Here is an 18,443-nt window from a genome sequence, read left to right on the forward strand (position 1 = left end):
TTTCCCCCTGAACGATCCCGTCCGCGCCGAAGCCGGACGGGATCGAAAATACATCTGCCCGGAAAATCCGACAAGCAAAATGCGTTGCAGGGGAGGGACTTACGCCGCTTGCGCGATCTCGTCCGCCGGTTCGGTGCGGATCAGGTAGTCGAACGCGGTCAGGCCCGCCTTCGCGCCCTGGCCCATCGCGACCACGATCTGCTTGTAAGGCACGGTCGTCGCATCGCCCGCGCCGAAGATACCGGCCAGGTTTGTCGCGCCGCGTTCGTCGGTCACGATCTCGCCGTGCTTCGACAGTTCGAGCCCGGAGTCATTGAGCCATTCGGTGTTGGGGACGAGGCCGATCTGCACGAACACGCCGGCGAGGTCGATCGTGCGTTCTTCGCCGCTGTCGCGGTCCTTCACGATCAGGCCGTTCACGCGGGCACCGTCGCCGGTGATCTCGGTCGTCTGGCCGTTGGTGACGATCTCGACATTGTCGAGGCTCTCGAGCTTGCTCACCAGCACCGCATCGGCGCGCAGCTGGGTGTCGAATTCGATCAGGGTCACATGGTCGACGATCTTGGCGAGGTCGATCGCGGCTTCGACTCCCGAATTGCCGCCGCCGATCACCGCGATCCGCTTGCCCTTAAACAGTGGGCCGTCGCAGTGCGGGCAATAGGCCACGCCCTTGTTGCGGTATTCCTGCTCGCCCGGCACGCCGAGGTTGCGCCAGCGGGCGCCGGTGGCGAGGATGATCGCACGCGCGGTCAGCTCACCGCCATTGGCGAAGCGCACCTTGTGCATGCCGCCCTCCTGCGTGGCCGGGATCAACTCTTCGGCCTGCACCAGGTCGATCTTGTCGATCTCGTTTTCCTTCACCTGCTCGTCGAGGTCGGCGGAAAGCTTGGGCCCTTCGGTATAGGCGGTGCCGGGCAGGTTCTCGATTCCGAGCGTGTCCTGCAGCTGCCCGCCGAAGCGTTCGGCAGCTATACCGGTGCGGAAACCCTTGCGCGCTGTGTAGACCGAGGTCGCGACCCCGGCAGGCCCGCCGCCGATCACCAGCACTTCGTAGGGCTCGCGCTCGTTGAGCTTGGCCGCCGCCTTCGCGCCCGCACCGGTATCGAGCCGTTCGAGGATCTGCGGCAGTTCGATCTTGCCGTTGTAGAAGCTTTCGCCGTTGAGGAAGGTCGCGGGCACGGCCATGATGTCGCGCGCCTCGACCTCATCCTTGTACGCGCCGCCTTCGATCAGCGTGGCGGTGATGCGGCTGTTCTCCAGCGCCATCAGCGTGAGCGCCTGCACCACGTCGGGGCAGTTGTGGCACGAGAGCGAGAAGAACATCTCGAACTCCAGATCGGTCTCGATCCGGCGGATATCCTCCAGCACATCGGCATCGACCTTGGGCGGATGGCCACCGGCCCACAGCAGTGCGAGCACCAGGGAGGTGAACTCGTGGCCCATCGGCAACCCGGCAAAGCGTACCCACTTTTCGGCGTCGTTGCCGCGGCGGATGATGAAGCTGGGACGGCGTTCGTGATCGCCGTCGAAATCCACGCTGACCAGATCGTGCAGCGCGGCGATCTCTTCGAGCAGCTCGCGCGTTTTGGCCGACGTTTCGTCGTCACCCAGCGATGCGACAAGCTCCACCGGCTCGCGCAGGTTTTGCAGGTACTGCTTCAGCTGGTCGGTCATCTGGGCGTCGAGCATGGGAAAGGACTCCATCCAAAAATGCGTCATTGCAAGCCGCTGGTAGCGGCGTGGCAATCCATCATCGAACGGGTCCATTTGCGGACCGGTTCGAACATGGATCGCTTTGTCGTTATCACCCCTCGCGATGACGAGGAGGGTTGGGGGAGGGGAAGTGGAGGCCCGGCGCGTGCCGAGCCTCCGATAGTATCGCTTAGATCTTGCCGACAAGGTCGAGCGAGGGGGCCAGCGTTTCGCTGCCTTCTTCCCACGCCGCCGGGCAGACCTGGCCGGGGTTTTCGCGCACGTACTGCGCCGCCTTGATCTTGCGGGCGAGTTCGTTGGCATTGCGGCCCACGCCTTCGCAGGTCTGTTCCATGATCTGGATCACACCGTCGGGATCGACCACGAAGGTCGCACGGTCGGCTAGGCCCATTTCCTCACGCAGCACGTCGAAGTTCTTCGACAGCGTGTGCAGCTGGTCGCCGAGGAACGGGAACTTCAGCTTGCCGATCTTGTCGGAGGTGTCGTGCCATGCCTTGTGGCTGAAATGCGTGTCGGTGCTGACGGCATAGACTTCCACGCCCATCTTCTGGAGCATGTCGTACTGTTCGCCGAGGTTTTCCAGCTCGGTCGGGCACACGAAGGTGAAGTCCGCCGGGTAGAAGAAGAAGATCGCCCACTTGCCCTTCACGTCCTCGTCGGTGACTTCGAAGAAGTCCTTGCCGGCCTGGAATGCGGTGGCTTTGAACGGTTTGATCTGGCTTCCGATGATACCCATGAATGTCTCCTCTGGGGGGTTGAAACTCGACGCCTAGATAGGGACTGCTGCAACGCACAAAAGCGATTTGTGGCGATGGCCGCAATCGGAATTATCGATCAAATTTGCGGAACTTTTCGAGGGTCCCGATAAGCAGCGGGTCGGACGCATCGTGCCGCGATTTTCCCTCCCCGCGCGGCCAGCGTTACGCCAGAGCTTTCAACAGGATGCGCGACAACAGCATCTCCCGATCCGGTCCCGAAATCTCTTTCAGCGCCAGCGGCCCGTCGAGCCGCCCCGAAATGATGAGGTCGGCCAGCCCGTGGACCATCGCCCAGGATGCGGCGACCTGCGTCATGGCAGACGGGTGGGCCGAAGGATCGCGGCCCAATACCTCGCACACACCATCGAGCAGTTTTCCGAAGGCGGCTTTCGCTGCGGTGTCGAAATGGGCATCGCCCCTGTCGGGCTTCTCGGACGAGAACATCAGCCTAAAAAGGTCCGGATTGGCCTCGGCAAAATCGAGATAGCCCAGGCCGATCGCAATAAGCTGCTCCTTCGGGGCGCTCCCGGCGTCGGACTGGCGCGCTTTCTGCGCCTCCACCAGCCGCTCGTATCCGGTCGCGGCGAGCGCGGTCAGCAATCCTCTGGCGCTTTTGAAATGATAGGCGGGGGCACCATGGCTGACACCTGCACGCTTCGCCACCGCCCGTAGGGAAAACGCCTCGATCCCGTTCAGGACCAGCTCTCGCTCTGCCGCCTGCAACAGCTCGGCAGCCAGATTTCCATGATGATAGGTCTTGTCCGTCATCTCGCCCAACCAGCAATGTCTGCCGTTCGACCCCCACTAGCGAAGCAACTTGACAGCGTCTAGATAGGTCGCGATAAGCAATCTAGACAGTGACAAGACGGATTTTCAAAACCGCTGTCAGGACCGGCCCAGCTCGAACCGCCGAACCTGCAGCCAAGGAGGACTTCGACGATGTTGAGATGCCTGGCCTTCCTCGCGATGATCGCGCTCGCGACCGCCCCGCTGGCCGCGTCGCCGCCCGCCCCGGCAGCCGCCGGCGAGACGCTCGTGATCGAAAATGTCACCGTGATCCCGATGACCAAGGAGGGCGGCGTGCTGCCCAACCGCACCGTGGTTATCGAAGGAGGCCGGATCGTCTCCATCGCAGATGCTGCAGACGCAGGCGATCCCCCGGATGCGAACCGGATCGACGGGACGGGAAAATGGCTGGTCCCGGGTTTCAGCGACATGCATGTGCATATCGGGAACGAGCGCATGCTGCGCCTGCTGGCGCGCAGTCCGGTGCCCGAAGACGGCGCAGCCAACATGCAGGACGCCTTCACGCCTTACATCGTCAACGGCGTGCTTCAGGTGTTCGACCTGGCCGCCATGCCCGAGACCGTGGGGCAGCGGATCGCGATCGAGAGCGGCCGTGTCCTTGGCCCGCACGTGGCCATGGCGACCATGATCGACAGCAACGATCCGGTCCTGCCCTTCGGAATTACGCATAGTGCCGGCTCGCCCGCGCAGGGTCGGCAGGCGGTCAAAGACGCAGCAGCAGACGGGTTCGACTTCGTGAAGGTGTATGGCCATCTCGACCTGCCGACCTTTACCGCCATCGTGGAGGAGGCACGCGCGCGGAACATCCGGGTCGTCGGCCATATCCCGCAGCGGGGCGAGGGGATCACCGAGGCCTTCTTCCAGCCCGGTTACGACCTGGTCGTCCATGCAGAGGAATTCGCGCAGCAAACCCGCTCGCCCGACGTCGCGGTAATTCCATCCTACGTGGAGATGGCCCGCAAAAACGGCACCGCGCTCGTCACAACGCTCACCGCCAACGACCGGATCGCGCAAATCGCGCGCGACCCGGGCTCGCTCGCATCGCGCGAAGACCTGTATGTGCTGCCGCCGCAGTTCTACGATCTTTCCGTCAATTCCAATCCCTACGCTGCCCAGTCGAGCGAGGGATATATCGCCTACGCGCAGAGCATCGTGGACTTCAACGGCTCGCTGGTCCGCGCCTTCGCACAGGCTGGTATCCCCGTGCTGACGGGAACCGATGCCGGAATCCCCGGCGTGGCGCCCGGCTTCTCGCTGCACGACGAGTTCGAGGCGCTGGCGCAGGCGGGGCTGGACAATCGTCTGATCCTGGAAGGCTCCACCAGGCTTGCTGCGGAGTTTCTGGGTGTCGAGGGTGACCGCGGCACGGTTGCCGTGGGCAAACGGGCCGATCTGGTGCTGCTCGATGCCGATCCGCTCGAGGATATCGCGAACACGCGGGAGATCGCAGCGGTGATCCGCGATGGCCGCTATCTGGATCGCGAAGACCTCGACGCCCTTTTGGCCGACCTGATTGCGCGAAACCGGAAATAGCGACCCTGCGGCAGCGCGCGCCCTATCCCGCAGCCAGATCGTCCCGCCGCATCCAGCGCGCGTCCGCGCCGTAGGATGCAAGCTTCGCCGCGATTGCGGGCGAGTGGCCTTCGCGAAAGCCGAGCCGGTGCCAGAAGCTGTGTGCGCCTTCCACGGCGACCAGCTCCGCCTCGCAAAGCCCGCTGGCCCGCGCAGCGTCGAAAGCGCAGCCGACCAGTCGCTCGCCCAGCCGAAGACCGCGCGCACCCGGCGCTACGGCGAGGTCGTGGATATAGAGCACGTCGCCTGCCCCCGCAGGGCTGTTGAGAGTGCCGATCGCGGGTGGGTTCGCCCGCTCCCACCCATGGGCGATCAGATACCCGGCCATCGCGCCCGCCCGGCGAGCGGTGAAGCAAAAGGACGGCGAGAGAGCCAGACGCGCGGCGAACACCGCGGCATCTTCCTGAAGCGACGCGGGATAGGCCTGCGCCTGGATCGCGAGCGCTTCGGCAATGTCGCCGGGCTCCATCGGCGCGATCTGCACCTGCGCCCCATCGCCGCCGCTCACCGAGCGATCCCTACCCGCACTGCGCCCGGTGCAGCATCGCCTGGTCCGCCAGCACGCAGGCCATCATCGCCTCGACCACGGGCACGCCGCGGATGCCGACGCAGGGGTCGTGGCGGCCCTTGGTGCTGATCTGGGTCGCCTCGGATTTGCCTGACGCATCGGGGCGGGTGATCGTGTCGACCGGGGTGAGAATCGAGCTGGTTGGCTTGAACGCTACCCTGCAGGTGACCGGCTGGCCGGTGGCGATGCCGCCTGCGATGCCGCCTGCATGGTTGGCGGTGAACTCGGGCGCGTCTCCGCTTGCCGAAGGCCGCATCGGGTCGGCGTTCTGTTCGCCCGAGAGGCGCGCGGCGTCGAAGCCGTCGCCGATCTCCACGCCCTTGACCGCGTTGATGCTCATCATCGCCGCCGCCAGCTCGCTGTCGAGCTTGGCGTAGAGCGGCGCGCCCCAGCCTGCGGGCACGCCGGTGGCCACGCACTCGACCACCGCGCCGAGCGAGGAGCCTGCCTTGCGCGCGTCATAGACCAGTTTTTCCCAGCGCGTCGCGGCGTCGGCGTCGGGGCACCAGAAGGGGTTTTGCCCGATCTGGTCGGCGTCGAATTTGGCCGGGTCGATCCGGTCGCCACCGATCTCTGCCACGTAAGCGAGGATGCTCACCTGCGGCACGACCAGCCGCGCGACCGCACCCGCCGCCACGCGCATCGCGGTCTCCCGCGCGCTCGAGCGCCCGCCGCCGCGATAGTCGCGGAAGCCGTACTTGGCATCATAGGTGTAGTCGGCGTGGCCGGGGCGATAGGCCTGCGCGACGTTGGAATAGTCCTTCGAGCGCTGATCGACATTCTCGATCATCAGCGAAATCGGCGTGCCGGTCGTGCGCTGTTTTCCGTCTTGGCCCTCAAACACGCCCGAGAGGATGCGCACCGCATCGGGCTCGCGCCGCTGGGTGGTGAACTTGCTCTGCCCCGGCTTGCGCCTGTCGAGCCACGGCTGGATGTCGTCCTCGGTGAGCGCGATGCCCGGCGGGCACCCGTCGACCACCGCGCCGATCGCCGGGCCGTGGCTTTCTCCCCAGGTGGTGAAGCGGAAGACCCGCCCGAATGTGTTCCAGCTCATTTCGGAATGTCTTGCCCACGTTGTCGACCGTTGGATTTGGTGACTACCATTGCAAGAATGCCCCCAACACTAAGCAAGCTTCCAACCGTCCCCCACGAATGCGGCAGCCCAGCGAACGCTTCTGCGGTCCACAACGCGACCGCGGCGCCCATCAAGAAGCCCGCAATCAAATACCCAAGCTGACTGCCCGTCATCGAAATCGCCTCCTGCCTTTCATCCGTGCCGAATGTGCAGGCCCCTGTCCACGTTCGACAGGTGCTCGCAGATTTTCCTACTTCGAAAGTCTGGGATAGGGTTAAGGTCGCTCTTTGCCATCGTCGGTTCAGCGGTATCATTCGCGAGTGATCGCCTCATGCGATTAAACGTCACTTACTGATCGAGAGGATTTCCTCCCCTGGACACTGTGTCAGGTGTGTCAGGCCCACCTCCGGATCGGCAAAACCTGCGCACTGCGCTGGCAATGCGGGTCGGAGTCGGGCAAGAACAAACCATGATTGCCAAGCTCACAGGAACGCTCGACGCGACCGGCCCCGACTGGGCGGTGATCGATGTGGGCGGGGTGGGCTACCTCGTCCACTGCTCGACCCGCACGCTCGACGCGCTGGGATCGGAAGGCGGCGAGGCGCGGCTGTTCACCGATCTGCAGGTGAGCGAGAACGACATGCGCCTGCTCGGTTTCGCCGAAGCGGCGGAGCGCGACTGGTTCCGCCTGCTCACATCGGTGCAGGGCGTGGGCAGCAAGGTCGCGCTGGCGATCCTCTCCGTGTTGTCGGCGGGCGAGGTGCAGGCGGCGTGCGCGAGCGGCGACGCGGCGATGGTCGCGCGGGCGAACGGCGTGGGGCCAAAGCTGGCGGGCCGGATCGTCAACGAGTTGCAGGACAAGGCAGGCGCGCTGCCCGTGGCCCCGGGCGGGGTGGCGGTGGCCGCTCCCAAGGGCGGGGCGAGCGCGGACGCGGTCTCCGCGCTGGAGAACCTGGGCTTCAAGCCCGCGATTGCGGCGAAGGCAGTGGCCGAGGCGATGGGCGAACTGGGCGAAGGCGCGAGCGAAGGCGAGCTGATCCGCGTGGCGCTGAAGAAGGCGGCGGGGTGATGGAGGTGGGTATGAGAGTGACACTGATGGCGGTTGTGGCGCTGGCGGTCGGCACCCCTGCGGCGGCGCAGGAGGTGTCTTACGGGCCGGTGTTCACCGAGTTCGGCCCTGTGGCGGAGGTGCCCGATGCCGACTTCGTCATTCCCGAGGACGCGAGCTTCCACGTCGCGTTCGACGTGTCGCGCGCAGCCGAGGAGGGCAAGCTCAACCGCGGGTTCGAAAGCGCTGCGCGGCTCATCAACATGAACGCGCGCGCCGGGGTCGAGCCGATGGAGAACCGCGCGGCGGTGGTCGTCCACGGCGCTGCGGTGCTCGACCTGCTGACCGACGCCGCTTGGGTAGCCCGCCATCGCGGCGAGGCGAACCCCTCGGGCGCGATGGTCCGCGCAATGATCGACCAGGGCGTGCGCTTCATCGTCTGCGGCCAGAGCGCGGCCGGGCAGGGCGTGGCGAAGTCCGAACTGATCCCCGGCGTGGAACTCGCCCTCTCCGCCATGACCGCCCACGCGCTGCTCCAGCAGCAGGGCTACACGGTGAACCCGTTTTGAGCTTCACTAACTCTCCTGTCACCCTGAACTTGTTTCAGGGTCCAGCCTGCGGCTCGTCCGGAAGAATCGGCTCGAAACCCAAGCCAACCGCGAGATCGCGCCAGTCCGGGTTCTCGCGGGTTATCAGGTTGAGCTTCCAGTCGCGGTGCCAGTTCTTCAGCTGCTTCTCGCGCTTGATCGCCGACTCCATCGTACCGAACAGTTCGAAGTGGACCAGCCGATGCACGGCGTAGCGTTTGGTGAACCCCTCTCCCGTGTCCTCGCGGTGCTGCCAGAGCCGGGCAATCAGATCCGAGGTGACGCCGATGTAGAGCGTGCCGAAGGGCTTGCTCGCGAGGATGTAGACGCAGGGTTGCTTCTCGGTCGGCATAAGGCGGAGATTGCCGCTGGCTGGATGCTGAAACAAGTTCAGCATGACGTTATGGGGGCGGTGTGATCGACCAACCCCTCCACACCCCCGAACGCCTGCCGGACGACCCAGACGCGGCGCTGCGGCCCAAGACGCTCACCGAGTTCATCGGGCAGGAGGCTGCGCGCGAGAACCTCGGCGTGTTCATCGCCGCCGCTAAACGCCGCGGCGAGGCGATGGATCATACGCTGTTCTTCGGGCCGCCGGGACTGGGTAAGACCACGCTGGCGCAGATCGTCGCGCGCGAGCTGGGGGCGGGGTTCCGCTCCACCAGCGGGCCGGTGATCGCCAAGGCGGGCGACCTCGCCGCGCTGCTGACCAATCTCGAACCGCACGATGTGCTGTTCATCGACGAGATCCACCGGCTCAATCCGGTGGTCGAGGAGGTGCTCTACCCCGCAATGGAGGACCGTGCGCTCGACCTGATGATCGGCGAGGGGCCCTCGGCGCGTTCTGTGCGGATCGACCTGCCGCCCTTCACGCTGATCGGCGCGACCACGCGGCAGGGCCTGCTGACCACTCCCTTGCGCGATCGCTTCGGCATTCCGGTGCGATTGAACTTCTACACGCACGAGGAACTGGAGCGGGTGGTAACGCGCGGCGCGAACAAGCTGGGCCTCAAGATCGAGCCCGATGGCGCGCGCGAGATCGCGCGGCGCTCTCGCGGGACGCCGCGCGTGGCGGGCCGCCTGCTCCGCCGCGTGCGCGACTTCGCCAGTGTCGACAACGCGCCGAGCATCACCGCGCAGGTTGCGGACAGCGCGCTGACCAAGCTGGAGGTCGATTCGCTGGGGCTGGACGCGATGGATCGCCGCTACCTCACCATGATTGCGGAGACCTATGGCGGCGGGCCAGTGGGGATCGAGACGCTGGCGGCGGGCCTCGCCGAACCGCGCGATACGCTGGAGGATGTGGTCGAGCCGTTCCTGATCCAGCTGGGGCTGGTGGCCCGCACCGCGCGCGGGCGCTGCCTCAACGCAGGCGGCTGGCAGCATCTGGGCCTGGCTGTGCCCACAAGTGATTCGCCCGACCTGTTCGCGGGGAAATCGTGAGTCGCACGTAACCACTCTTCATACTGCGGTGCCAGCATGGGACAGGTGGGTGCGCCGATCGGCGATGCCTTTGATATTGGACCGGTAAAACCGCATTTTCGTGGTTAATTGCATTGCGGTCAGCATGCCCGGTAAGGCCTATTGCATACAGGCGCACTTTCACTCCGCCCGTCGGAACCGCCGATGGCAACGGTTTATAAAGCGCTCCAATTTAAAGAGCCTGGCATTATGTCGATGAAGATCGCCCTCGCAAAACTCTCCGCAGCCGCTGCGGGCACCGCCGTTATTGCCGGCGGCGCGCTCCATGTGGCCGAGGAGCAGGTCGCCACGACCGATTACAAGTCGGTCAAGGACACTCCGGCGCTTCGCTACGTCAAGGAAGACCGGGTCGTCGAACGGCAGGTGCCGCGCACCACGTTGCGCAAGCGGCGGGTCGTGCGGCGCACCGTCGAGTGCGTGCCGGCGAGCATGGCAGGCGGCACGGGCGTCGGCGCGGGCGAGCAGATCATCTATGATGCGCGCGGCGGCTCTTCCTATGACGACCCGGATCTTGCCGCTGCGGCGGATGCCTGCGCGGAATATGGCGATGGTGCCTCGCGCACGGTGGTAGCGGTTGCGCCTGCGGCGCTGCCGGTCGGCGGCGGCTTCGTCGGTGGCGGCGGTGGCCAGGGCGGCGGTGTCGCGGTCGCCGGTGGCGGCGGCGGTGGCGGTTTCGGGGGCGGCTTCTTCGGCGGTTTCTTCGGGGGCGGCGGTAGCGGCGGCGGCACTATTTCCGTCAGCACGACCACTGGCGGATCGACCTCGACTTCGGGCGGATCGACCTCGACCTCGGGCGGGTCGACTTCGACCTCCGGTGGATCGACCTCGACCTCCACGGGTGGGCTGACGTCCACCACGAGCAGCTCCTCGACCACTGGCGGCGTTTCCACCTCGACCGGAGGTGTCTCGACGTCGACTGGCGGCGTTAGTACCTCGAGCGGTGTCAGTACCTCGACCGGCGGTGTCAGCACCTCCTCGTCGACCTCGTCGTCCACGTCCGGGAATCCCTCCAGTTCGACCAGCTCGAGCTCTTCAGGTGACGTCTCCAGTTCGTCGTCTGGTGACGTCTCCAGTTCGTCGTCTGGTGATGTGTCGAGCTCGTCCTCGGGCGATGTTTCCAGTTCATCCTCGGGTGACGTTTCCAGCTCGTCGTCGACATCCGGCGACGTTTCGAGTTCGTCTTCCACCTCGGGCGACGTCAGCAGTTCGTCCTCCACTTCGGGTGACGTTTCGAGCTCATCCTCGACTTCGGGTGACGTCTCTAGCTCCTCGTCGACCTCTGGCGACGTCTCCAGTTCGTCCTCGTCCTCGGGCGATGTCAGCACAAGTTCGGGTAATTCGAGCAGCGGTCACCCGCCCAGCTCCTCTGGCTGGAGCAGCACCAGCGGTACCAGCGGCAGCAGCGGCCATCCCGTTCCGGCGCCGCCTGTCGGCCTGCTGTTCGGTGCGGCCGCGCTGGCGGTCATCACCCGCCGCAAGTGGGCTTCCAAGAATAACGACTGACCGGCGCCGCGGCGTCTTGTCGGCAAACGAACGGGGCGGCGCAGTCTTGCGCCGTGACCTGGGCGGGGGCAGCTTGCCAGGAGCGGCCTCCGCCCTTTGATTTGCGCAGCACATGCGAAAAGGCCCGACCAAATTTGGCCGGGCCTTTCGTTTGCCGTTGAGCCTGATGCTTACTGGCTGGCGAGTTTGCGGATCACGTACTGGAGGATGCCGCCATTGCGGTAGTAGTCCAGCTCGTTCTCGGTATCGATGCGGCACTTCGCGGTGAAGCTGAAGGTGCTGCCATCTTCGCGGGTAACGTCGACCGTCACGTCCTGCGCCGGCTTGAGATCCGCGAGACCGCGAATGGTGAAGCTGTCGGTGGCCTTGAGGCCCAGCGTCTCGCGGGTGTCGCCATCCTTGAACTGCAGCGGCAGCACGCCCATCCCGACGAGGTTGGAGCGGTGAATACGCTCGTAGCTCTCGACGATCACGGCGCGCACGCCGAGCAGGATGGTGCCCTTGGCCGCCCAGTCGCGGCTGGAGCCGGTGCCGTATTCCTTGCCCCCGATCACAACCAGCGGCGTGCCGTCTTCCTTGTGACGCATCGCTGCGTCGTAGATCGGCATCTGCTCGCCCTTGTAGGTGGTGAAGCCACCCTCGACGCCCGGGACCATTTCGTTCTTGATACGGATATTTGCGAAGGTGCCGCGCATCATCACGTCGTGGTTGCCGCGGCGGCTGCCGTAGGAATTGAAGTCCGCCTTCGAAACCTGGTGGCTCTTCAGATACTCGCCTGCGGGGCTGTCCTCCTTGATCGAACCGGCCGGGCTGATGTGGTCGGTGGTGACCGAATCGCCGAGGATGGCGAGCGGCTTGGCATCGTTGATGTCCGCCACCGGCTCGGGGTCCATCTTCATCCCGTCGAAGAACGGCGGGCTGGCGACGTAGGTGCTGGTCGGGTTCCACTTGTAGGTGTCGCTCGGCTCCACCGTGATCGCGCGCCAGTGCTCGTCACCTTCGTACACGTTGGCGTAGCGGTCGACGAACATGTCGCGGCTCACATTGGCTGCGCGCAGATCGGCGACTTCCTGGTTGGTCGGCCAGATGTCCGCCAGCATCACCGGCTTGCCGTGCTGGTCTTCACCCAGCGGCGTGTCGATAATGTCCTGCGTCACCGTGCCCTTGATCGCGTAGGCGACCACCAGCGGCGGCGAGGCGAGGAAGTTGGCGCGCACATCGGGTGACACGCGGCCTTCGAAGTTGCGGTTGCCCGACAGGACCGAGGCGGCGACGATGTCGTTCGAATTGATCGCCTTGCTGATCGCGGGGGCGAGCGGACCGGAGTTGCCGATACAGGTGGTGCAGCCGTAGCCGACCAGATCGAAGCCCATCGCGTCCAGATCATCCTGCAGGCCCGATTTCACGAGGTAGTCCGTGACGACCTGCGATCCGGGGGCGAGCGAAGTCTTGACCCACGGCTTGGGCTTGAGACCCTTTTCGCGCGCCTTCTTGGCAACCAGACCGGCCGCGATCAGAACGTCCGGGTTGGAGGTGTTGGTGCAGCTCGTGATGGCCGCGATCACCACATCGCCGTCGCCCACATCGTGGTGCGTGTTCTCGACATCGACGCGGTGCGGTTCGGACTTGCCGTAGACGTCCTTGAGGTCGCGGTTGAACAGCTCGTCCACTTCGGGAAGCGCAACCTTGTCCTGCGGACGCTTGGGTCCGGCAAGGCTCGGCACGACCTTTGAGAGGTCGAGTTCGATCGTGCTGGAGAACACCGGCTCGACATCGGGATGGACCCACAGGCCCTGTTCCTTGGCATAGGCTTCGGCGAGCGCGATCTCATGCTCGTCGCGGCCCGTGAGGCGCAGGTATTCGAGCGTCTTGTCGTCGATGCCGAAGAAGCCGCAGGTCGCGCCGTATTCGGGCGACATGTTGGACAGCGTCGCACGGTCCGCGAGGCTGAGCGATTCGAGGCCCGGGCCGTAATATTCGACGAACTTGCCGACCACGCCGTGCGCGCGCAGCATCTGCGTGGCGGTGAGCACGAGGTCGGTCGCGGTGACGCCTTCGGCGAGCTTGCCGGTGAACCTGAAGCCGACCACTTCGGGGATCAGCATCGAAATCGGCTGGCCGAGCATCGCGGCTTCGGCCTCGATCCCGCCAACGCCCCAGCCGAGCACGCCCAGGCCGTTGACCATCGTGGTGTGGCTGTCGGTGCCGACACAGGTGTCGGGGTAGGCGACCATCTGGCCGTCGGGCCCTTCGCTCGCCCAGGTGCAGCGCGCGATATATTCGAGGTTCACCTGGTGGCAGATGCCGGTGCCCGGAGGCACGGCGGAGAAATTCTCGAAGCTCTTGGAGCCCCACTTGAGGAAGTCGTACCGCTCCGCATTGCGGGCGTATTCGAGTTCCATGTTGGCTTCCATCGCCTTGGGATGGCCGAATTCGTCGACCATGACCGAGTGGTCGATGACGAGGTTCACCGGAACCTGCGGGTTGATCTTCTGCGTGTCGCCGCCCAGCGCCTTGATCGCGTCGCGCATCGCGGCGAGGTCGACCACGCAGGGCACGCCGGTGAAGTCCTGCAGGAGCACGCGCGCGGGGCGGTACTGGATTTCGCCGCCGGTGACCGGATTGTTCACCCGGTCCGCAATTTCCTTCGCATTGTCGACCGAGACCGTGTGCCCGCCGTCTTCGAAACGCAGCATGTTCTCCAGCAGCACCTTGAGGCTGAAGGGCAGACGGGAAACATCGCCCAGCTGCTCCGCCGCCTTGGCGAGCGAGTAGTAAGCGTAATCCTTGCCTTCGACGGTGAGAGTGCTGCGGGTACCGAGAGTGTCCTTGCCGACCTGGGTCATAGCGTGGGCGGTCCTTTCATGTTGCTTCTGGTGGCGGCCTGTCTTGCGACTAACGGGCGGGACGCCGGTATGTGCCGGGAATATGTGCCGCGCGCTTGGCCCGTACGGGTGCGAAAATCAAGCGTCCCCGCGAAAGAGGGCTGCCGGCTCAGGGTGCCGTAGTCTCCGCTCCGCCCGCCGGACGGGCAGGCGCGCGGCCCCTGGTGACGGCGATATAGGTGCCGATCACGATCATCACCACGCCAGCGAGCGTGCCTGCACTTACTCTTTCGCCGAAAAACAGCCAGCCGAACAGCGCGGCCCAGCAGAAGCCGGAATATTCGACCGGCAACAATGCCTGCGCCTCTGCCCGGGCGTAGGCCCAGGCGATCGTCATCGCCCCACCCACGGTGAGCAGTCCGGCGGCGAGCAGGCTCGGCTGGACGGATACGGGCGGGGCAAGCAGCAGCCAAGGGGCGGCAAGACCCAGCACCAACGTCGATACGCCCCCATGAAACGCGGCGACTTCCAGCGGCCCGGCGCGCTGCGATTGCTGGCGGATGATGATGAAGTTGAGCGCGTAGAGCACCGTCGAGATCAGGATCGCGCCAAGGCCGACCAGCGCTTCCTCATCCAGCCTGCCGCGCCCGAACTGCCCGCCCACGATCACCAGCGCGCCGGCAAAACTGATCAGCGAGGCCAGCACCGCCCGGCGGGTGACTTTCTCGCCGAGCAGGATTGCCGCAAGGTACAGCGCGATCAGCGGGGCGATGAAGGAAATCGCGATGGTCTCGGCGATCGGCAGCCTGGTCAGTGCGAAGAAGAAGGTCAGCCCCATGAAGGCGGAACAGACCCCGCGCAGCACGTGCAGCCGCACGGTGCCTGCGTCCGGCCAGTTTGTGCGTCGGGCGAGCCATAAGGGCATCGCGATGGCGGTGGACAGGCCTGCGCGTATCAGCGCGGCGGAATAGGCCCCGATCGCGAGCGATGCGTCCTTCATGAACGCATCCATCAGCGAAAGCATCGCCACACCTGCAAGCGCGACCGCGAATGGGGCAAGGGTGGCGGACCGGGACATTGCTCTTGCCCTATCCCAAGCTCTGCCAAGCGTCACCGATGTGCCGCAGATCGTGCGTAAATTCAGGTTGGATAAATGCTGGCAGCTTGATGATTGCGCATAAATTCGCGAGGCTTCTGCCCGAAAAGATCCGTCGCTATATAAGGCGACGCGCTCGATAACAGGGTCTATCCTACGACATGAAAACGCTTGCCACTTCGCTGTTTGTCCTTGCCACCGCCACGCTTGCCGGGCCGACCGCGCTGGCCGCGCAAAACGCGCCGACCAACCTGTTGCCCGGCGCGCAGGATGAGGATGACAAGGCTGACGCGGATGCCGACGACGCGGTGACCTCCAGCCCCGTGGCCCCTTCTACCGCAACCGGTCCGGTCGAGATGACCAGCGAGCCGGTGGTCCAGAAATTCGACCCGGTGGTGCAGCAGTGGAATGTGGCGCAGGCAGAGGCGCTTGTCGCCGCGATCGAGGGGATCGGCACGCATGGCCTGATCCCGTCGGATTACGATCTTCCCGGCCTGCGTGCGGCGATCGCCGCCGGCCCGGGCGCGATGCTGGATGAAGAGGCCAGCCGCCGGTTCGTGTGGCTGGTGGAGGACATGCGCGACGGGCGTACGCCAATGGACCACCGCACCCAGTGGTTCGTGATGGACCCGGATGCGGACCGCTATCGCAGCGGCGCGGTGCTCAAGCAGGCGCTTGAGTCCGGCGATATCATGGGCGCGATCGAGGGCGTGGCTCCGCTGCACCCCGATTATGAAGCCCTGCTCGGCGAGCTGGCCAAGGCCAAGCCCGGCAGCAAGCGGTACAAGCTGATCCAGGCCAACATGGATCGCTGGCGCTGGCTGCCGCGCGATCTGGGCCATCAATACCTGATTACCAACGTGCCCGAATATCAGCTGCGCCTGACGGTGAACGACAAGATCATGCGCACCTATCGCACGATTGTGGGCAAGCCGGGGCGCACCGCGACCCCGCAGCTGGCCGAGAGCGTCGAGGGCGTGATCCTCAACCCGAACTGGACCGTACCGCAGTCGATCGTGAAGGGCGAAGGCCTGGGTGAGCGTGTGCTCGGCAATCCTTCCTGGGCCGCCTCGAAAGGCTACAAGGCGACGCGCGGCGCAAACGGCTATATCAGCGTGGTGCAGGGCCCCGGGCCGGGCAATGCGCTGGGCCGGATGAAGCTCGACATGCCCAACCGGCACGCGATCTTCTTCCACGATACGCCTTCGCGCGGGCTGTTCAGCCAGGCCGACCGTGCGCTCAGCCACGGCTGCATCCGAACCGAACGGGCGACCGAACTGGCGCTGACGCTGGCCATCCTGCAAGCGGGCCTGACCGCGGACGAGGGTGTCGAGAAGCTGGCCTCTGGCGAGTACACCCGGGTCGAATTCAACAGCAAGATGCCCGCATACATCACCTATTTCACGATGGGCACGACGATCGACGGCGAGATGGCGACCTTCAAGGATATCTACGACCGCGACGCGCCAGTGCTTGCCGCGTTCGAGGCTCCGCGCAAGGCGAACCGCAGCCGCGTGACCGACGAGGAAATCATCGAGATCGTCAACGATCCGCGCGATATTGCGTGATACTTGAGAGGGGCGGTCAGCCGCCCCTCGACACCTTCGGACCGGCGAGCGGGCTAGCCGCTAGTAAACGCCCGGGTTGGTCTGCTCGAACGTCTCCTGCCGCGGCTGGCGCAGGATGTGATAGCCGTTTTCGGGCTCGCCAACGATAGCCTGCGGCGGATAGGCCTGCGTGCCGTCCTCCTGCAGACCCAGCGCCTCGGCGTAGAGCAGCCGCCCGCCGGACAGGTTGAGCAGGGCGATCTTAAACTGCTCTTCGCCCAGCGCGAAGCAGCCGTTGGAGCGGCCCAGCCGCCCCCAGCGCTCGACATGCTCGGGCTCGGCATAGCTGGCCCGGTGCATCACGATATAGCGCTGCAGCGCGTGGTTGTTGGTCGGATCGAGCCCGCCCAGCCGCACCGACGTGCCGAACTTGCCGGTGTACCATTCCCACGTGACATAGGCCCCGCGACTGGTCGCGTTGGAGCCTTCGACATTGGAGAATGTGTTGAGCCAGCCGTCATGCTCCGGGTCGGAGCCGGTGCCGTGGCTGACATGGAAGCTCTTCACTTCCTGCCGGTCCAGATTGACGAAGTGGAAGCGGCGATGGGCCGAATGGAGCCCGAAATCGGCGATGCCTACGATATCCTTGCGCCAGATCACGTCGCCTGCCTTGTCCAGCTCGCGCTTGGCGATCTCGAAAAGCTGGCGGTCGCGCGCATTTCCGGCCATTGGTTGGGCGAACACACGGCTCGGCAGGGTCACACCAGCGCCCAGCGCGATGCCGGCGCCAAGCCCGGTCTTGATCAGATCGCGACGTTGCATATCGACTATGTGCTATAACCGAGCTTAATGCTTGCTTGAAGCCGTTTCGCGGTTTCGCCCTTGAGGAGGTGCCAGGATGCGACAAGTCGCGCTGTGGGGGACGATTGCTGCGGCAATCTGGGCCGCGATGCCAGTGGGGCTGGAGGCGCAGTCGAGTGTATCGGACCCCGCCTTCCTGGAGGATCCGACCGAGATCCTGAGCCAGCGCGATGCGGATCGTCTGCTTTCGCCGGGTGGGATCACGCTGCAATGGATCGGATGGGACGATCGCGGGCCGGTTTCCATCGCCCCGGACGAGCGCGGGGTGTGGCACGTCTCGGGCCACCAGACTGGTAGCGACGGTGGCGAACTCGAGGTCGATGGCACCATCCTCGAGATCGGCGAAGGATACTTCACCTTACGCGGAACGATTGCGATCACCGACACTCCCGATACGGGGCGCGAATGCCGCGCGGACAAGACCTGGCATTTCGCGATCACGCAAAACCGCCGCTATTACCGGCTACGCGAATTCGAGTGGTGTGATCGCCTGACCGACTACGTCGATATCTATTTCTGAAGTGAGATGGTGTGCGGGTGTGGGCCCGGCGGTGCCCGGCCCACACCGTCAGAATGTCAGTACTCGGGGCTATAGGTGCGGAAGCAATAGTTGATGCACTGATTGAGGACCGTCTGGTTACCGTCCGCATATTCGATGCAGTTTGCCACGCACTCTTCGAACTCGGGCGACTCTGCCATTGCCGGAACGCTCGCGCTCGACATGCCAAGGATCAGCCCGACTGCCGCGATCCTGAAGGTGAGGTTGCGCATGCTTTCACTCCTTTCGATGTGATGCCCCCCTGATGGAGCGAGGGCATGCTATCGCGCCATCGGCGTTCAGCGTAATCCGTAAGGCCCCCTAGAGGCTGAACCGTTGCGTCAGTGCGGTGCATCGAAAGTATTGAAAAATATGCTGAACCTCGGGCCGCGTCGATCGCGGCAATGCGTCGACGCGCTTAACCAAGTCTTCCGGAAAGCAGAAGGCGGTGCCGCAACTCGCG

At 65.0% G+C, this 18,443-nt stretch carries 17 protein-coding genes; 7 read left to right on the forward strand and 10 right to left on the reverse strand.

What is annotated here, in order from left to right; all coding sequences use genetic code 11:
• Nucleotides 1–99 precede the first annotated feature (99 nt).
• From ahpF to VO57_004170, 3 genes are all read right to left on the reverse strand, one after another.
• Complete coding sequence (ahpF, locus tag VO57_004160; protein ID XBL70545.1) at nucleotides 100–1,689, reverse strand: alkyl hydroperoxide reductase subunit F; 1,590 nt, start codon at nucleotides 1,687–1,689, stop codon at nucleotides 100–102.
• Nucleotides 1,690–1,882: 193 nt separating this feature from the next.
• Nucleotides 1,883–2,449 (reverse strand): alkyl hydroperoxide reductase subunit C, encoded by a 567-nt coding sequence (gene ahpC, locus VO57_004165; protein XBL70546.1) that lies wholly within the window; start codon nucleotides 2,447–2,449, stop codon nucleotides 1,883–1,885.
• Between the two features lie 184 nt (nucleotides 2,450–2,633).
• Nucleotides 2,634–3,239 (reverse strand): TetR/AcrR family transcriptional regulator, encoded by a 606-nt coding sequence (locus tag VO57_004170; protein XBL70547.1) that lies wholly within the window; start codon nucleotides 3,237–3,239, stop codon nucleotides 2,634–2,636.
• A 171-nt stretch (nucleotides 3,240–3,410) separates the two neighbouring features.
• Here VO57_004170 and VO57_004175 point away from each other — a divergent pair, with 171 nt between their 5' ends.
• Nucleotides 3,411–4,811: an amidohydrolase family protein gene (locus VO57_004175; GenBank protein XBL70548.1), complete on the forward strand. Its 1,401-nt coding sequence runs from the start codon at nucleotides 3,411–3,413 to the stop codon at nucleotides 4,809–4,811.
• A 22-nt stretch (nucleotides 4,812–4,833) separates the two neighbouring features.
• On the opposite strand, the gene VO57_004180 is transcribed toward VO57_004175, so the two are convergent.
• Nucleotides 4,834–5,358: a GNAT family N-acetyltransferase gene (locus VO57_004180; protein XBL70549.1), complete on the reverse strand. Its 525-nt coding sequence runs from the start codon at nucleotides 5,356–5,358 to the stop codon at nucleotides 4,834–4,836.
• A gap of 10 nt (nucleotides 5,359–5,368) precedes the next feature.
• Nucleotides 5,369–6,472: a chorismate synthase gene (gene aroC / locus VO57_004185; protein ID XBL70550.1), complete on the reverse strand. Its 1,104-nt coding sequence runs from the start codon at nucleotides 6,470–6,472 to the stop codon at nucleotides 5,369–5,371.
• A gap of 490 nt (nucleotides 6,473–6,962) precedes the next feature.
• On the opposite strand from aroC, the gene ruvA reads away from it, so the two are divergent.
• Both ruvA and VO57_004195 read left to right on the forward strand, forming a co-directional pair.
• Nucleotides 6,963–7,562: a Holliday junction branch migration protein RuvA gene (gene ruvA / locus VO57_004190; GenBank protein XBL70551.1), complete on the forward strand. Its 600-nt coding sequence runs from the start codon at nucleotides 6,963–6,965 to the stop codon at nucleotides 7,560–7,562.
• 11 nt (nucleotides 7,563–7,573) lie between these two features.
• Complete coding sequence (locus VO57_004195; GenBank protein XBL70552.1) at nucleotides 7,574–8,110, forward strand: DsrE family protein; 537 nt, start codon at nucleotides 7,574–7,576, stop codon at nucleotides 8,108–8,110.
• A 34-nt stretch (nucleotides 8,111–8,144) separates the two neighbouring features.
• Here VO57_004195 and VO57_004200 read toward each other — a convergent pair whose 3' ends face one another.
• Nucleotides 8,145–8,480 carry a GIY-YIG nuclease family protein gene (locus VO57_004200; GenBank protein ID XBL70553.1) on the reverse strand — a complete coding sequence of 112 codons (336 nt, stop codon included), beginning with the start codon at nucleotides 8,478–8,480 and terminating at the stop codon, nucleotides 8,145–8,147.
• A 62-nt stretch (nucleotides 8,481–8,542) separates the two neighbouring features.
• Here VO57_004200 and ruvB point away from each other — a divergent pair, with 62 nt between their 5' ends.
• Together ruvB and VO57_004210 are read left to right on the forward strand one after the other, a co-directional pair.
• The gene (gene ruvB / locus VO57_004205; protein ID XBL70554.1) at nucleotides 8,543–9,571 is read left to right on the forward strand and encodes a Holliday junction branch migration DNA helicase RuvB; all 1,029 of its coding nucleotides are present in this window, start codon (nucleotides 8,543–8,545) and stop codon (nucleotides 9,569–9,571) included.
• Between the two features lie 228 nt (nucleotides 9,572–9,799).
• Nucleotides 9,800–11,113, forward strand: coding sequence for a hypothetical protein (locus VO57_004210; protein XBL70555.1), 1,314 nt, complete (start codon nucleotides 9,800–9,802; stop codon nucleotides 11,111–11,113).
• A 170-nt stretch (nucleotides 11,114–11,283) separates the two neighbouring features.
• Here the strand turns inward: VO57_004210 and acnA are convergent, their stop codons facing one another.
• Nucleotides 11,284–13,959 carry an aconitate hydratase AcnA gene (acnA, locus tag VO57_004215; GenBank protein XBL70556.1) on the reverse strand — a complete coding sequence of 892 codons (2,676 nt, stop codon included), beginning with the start codon at nucleotides 13,957–13,959 and terminating at the stop codon, nucleotides 11,284–11,286.
• Between the two features lie 148 nt (nucleotides 13,960–14,107).
• A complete protein-coding gene (locus VO57_004220) occupies nucleotides 14,108–15,016 on the reverse strand; it encodes a DMT family transporter (GenBank protein XBL70557.1) in 909 nt (302 codons plus the stop codon).
• 179 nt (nucleotides 15,017–15,195) lie between these two features.
• Between VO57_004220 and VO57_004225 the strand changes: the two genes are divergently transcribed.
• Nucleotides 15,196–16,602 (forward strand): L,D-transpeptidase family protein, encoded by a 1,407-nt coding sequence (locus VO57_004225; GenBank protein ID XBL70558.1) that lies wholly within the window; start codon nucleotides 15,196–15,198, stop codon nucleotides 16,600–16,602.
• Between the two features lie 60 nt (nucleotides 16,603–16,662).
• Here VO57_004225 and VO57_004230 read toward each other — a convergent pair whose 3' ends face one another.
• Nucleotides 16,663–17,403, reverse strand: coding sequence for a murein L,D-transpeptidase catalytic domain-containing protein (locus tag VO57_004230; protein ID XBL70559.1), 741 nt, complete (start codon nucleotides 17,401–17,403; stop codon nucleotides 16,663–16,665).
• 76 nt (nucleotides 17,404–17,479) lie between these two features.
• On the opposite strand from VO57_004230, the gene VO57_004235 reads away from it, so the two are divergent.
• Nucleotides 17,480–17,962 carry a hypothetical protein gene (locus tag VO57_004235; protein ID XBL70560.1) on the forward strand — a complete coding sequence of 161 codons (483 nt, stop codon included), beginning with the start codon at nucleotides 17,480–17,482 and terminating at the stop codon, nucleotides 17,960–17,962.
• A 56-nt stretch (nucleotides 17,963–18,018) separates the two neighbouring features.
• Here VO57_004235 and VO57_004240 read toward each other — a convergent pair whose 3' ends face one another.
• Entirely contained in the window at nucleotides 18,019–18,213 is a 195-nt protein-coding gene (locus tag VO57_004240; GenBank protein ID XBL70561.1) for a hypothetical protein, read from the reverse strand.
• Between the last annotated feature and the right edge of the window lie 230 nt (nucleotides 18,214–18,443).

Origin of the sequence: Citromicrobium bathyomarinum (assembly GCA_001306305.2) — a bacterium.
In the GTDB taxonomy this organism is placed as follows: domain Bacteria; phylum Pseudomonadota; class Alphaproteobacteria; order Sphingomonadales; family Sphingomonadaceae; genus Alteriqipengyuania; species Alteriqipengyuania bathyomarina.

Excerpts from the sequence above, each read along its gene's own strand:
- ahpF (XBL70545.1), bottom strand. The coding sequence starts at position 1,689 with ATGCTCGACGCCCAGATGACCGACCAGCTGAAGCAGTACCTGCAAAAC.
- ahpC (XBL70546.1), bottom strand. The coding sequence starts at position 2,449 with ATGGGTATCATCGGAAGCCAGATCAAACCGTTCAAAGCCACCGCATTC.
- VO57_004170 (XBL70547.1), bottom strand. The coding sequence starts at position 3,239 with ATGACGGACAAGACCTATCATCATGGAAATCTGGCTGCCGAGCTGTTG.
- VO57_004175 (XBL70548.1), top strand. The coding sequence starts at position 3,411 with ATGTTGAGATGCCTGGCCTTCCTCGCGATGATCGCGCTCGCGACCGCC.
- aroC (XBL70550.1), bottom strand. The coding sequence starts at position 6,472 with ATGAGCTGGAACACATTCGGGCGGGTCTTCCGCTTCACCACCTGGGGA.
- ruvA (XBL70551.1), top strand. The coding sequence starts at position 6,963 with ATGATTGCCAAGCTCACAGGAACGCTCGACGCGACCGGCCCCGACTGG.
- VO57_004195 (XBL70552.1), top strand. The coding sequence starts at position 7,574 with ATGAGAGTGACACTGATGGCGGTTGTGGCGCTGGCGGTCGGCACCCCT.
- VO57_004200 (XBL70553.1), bottom strand. The coding sequence starts at position 8,480 with ATGCCGACCGAGAAGCAACCCTGCGTCTACATCCTCGCGAGCAAGCCC.
- VO57_004210 (XBL70555.1), top strand. The coding sequence starts at position 9,800 with ATGTCGATGAAGATCGCCCTCGCAAAACTCTCCGCAGCCGCTGCGGGC.
- acnA (XBL70556.1), bottom strand. The coding sequence starts at position 13,959 with ATGACCCAGGTCGGCAAGGACACTCTCGGTACCCGCAGCACTCTCACC.
- VO57_004220 (XBL70557.1), bottom strand. The coding sequence starts at position 15,016 with ATGTCCCGGTCCGCCACCCTTGCCCCATTCGCGGTCGCGCTTGCAGGT.
- VO57_004225 (XBL70558.1), top strand. The coding sequence starts at position 15,196 with ATGAAAACGCTTGCCACTTCGCTGTTTGTCCTTGCCACCGCCACGCTT.
- VO57_004230 (XBL70559.1), bottom strand. The coding sequence starts at position 17,403 with ATGCAACGTCGCGATCTGATCAAGACCGGGCTTGGCGCCGGCATCGCG.
- VO57_004235 (XBL70560.1), top strand. The coding sequence starts at position 17,480 with ATGCGACAAGTCGCGCTGTGGGGGACGATTGCTGCGGCAATCTGGGCC.
- VO57_004240 (XBL70561.1), bottom strand. The coding sequence starts at position 18,213 with ATGCGCAACCTCACCTTCAGGATCGCGGCAGTCGGGCTGATCCTTGGC.